This is a genomic window from Streptomyces sp. SID3212 (genome assembly GCF_009865405.1).
Lineage (GTDB): Bacteria > Actinomycetota > Actinomycetes > Streptomycetales > Streptomycetaceae > Streptomyces.
On record NZ_WWJY01001163.1, the window covers coordinates 1 to 1,118 of the forward strand.

The window sequence follows — 1,118 nt, forward strand, 5'->3', positions numbered from 1 at the left end:
CCGACGCACCCGATCCCCCCGACGCGCCCGACGCGCCCGACGCGCCCGGCGGTCCACGCGGCCTCCGACAACCGCCTGGGGGCGGCGAACCCCCACCAGGAGGGTCCGGCGGACCTCCGCCTGCTGCCACCCGCCGTGGCGGCCTGGGCGGGCGCGGCCCTGGCGCTGGGCGCTCCGGGCCGCTGGACGGCTGTGGGCGTCCTGGGCTGCCTCGTGGCGGCCGGGCTGATCCTGATCCGGACGGCGATGCGGGGGACGGGCGGTGGTGGCCGCCGACAACGGGAGGCTGCGCGGAACAGAACCGGCCCGCTCCGGGGGATGGATGTGCGGCGGGGGCGATCTGACGGGGTGGCTCCGGCCGTGGGACGACGGGGGCGGCTCGGCGAGGTTGCTCCGGTGGAGGCGCGGTGGGGGTGGCTCGACGGGGTGACGCCGGCCGGGGCCCGGTGGGGGCGGGTCGACGGGGCTGCCTTGGCGGGCGGGCGTCGTCGGGGGCGACTTGACGGGGTGACTCCGACGGGTGGGCATCGGGGACGGCTCGATGGGGCGGCTCCGGCCGGTGGGCGTCGGGGGCCGCTCGGTGGGGCGGCTCCGGCGGAGGTGGGGCGACGGCTTGGTGGGGTTGCTCCGGGCGAGGTGCGGCGGGAGCAGTCGGGCGGGGTTGTTCCGGCTGGGGTGTGGTGGAGGCGGCGTCCCGGGGCTGCCTCGGGCCGGGGGCGGTGGGGGCGGGTCAACGGGGTGGCTCTGGCCGGGGTGTTGCTCTGTGGGGCCGCTGGGGCGGCTTCCGGGGGGGTGTACGGGGCCGATCTGCGGCGGGGGCCGGTGGCGGGGCTCGGGGAGCGGTACGCACGGGTGACGGTCGAGGCGGTCGTCACCTCTGATCCCCGGCCCACGCGCCCCAGGGTGTTCGGTGACCGGATGGCCGGCGGCGCGTTCCTGCTGGAGGCCGAGGTGACGCGCGTGACGGGGCCCGACGGTGCGGTCACCGCGGTGCGGACGCCGGTGCTGGTGCTCGCCACGCCCGGCGCGAACGCGGGGCGGTGGCAGCGGGTGCTGCCGTCCACCCGGTTGCGGCTGACCGGGCGGCTCTCGCCCCCGCTGTACGGGGACGACCGGTA

Annotated in this window: 1 pseudogene; it reads left to right on the top strand. The window is 79.1% G+C overall.

What is annotated here, in order from left to right:
• Positions 1–792 precede the first annotated feature (792 nt).
• Positions 793–1,118: pseudogene (locus tag GT042_RS34605) on the top strand (MBL fold metallo-hydrolase); the annotation flags it as partial.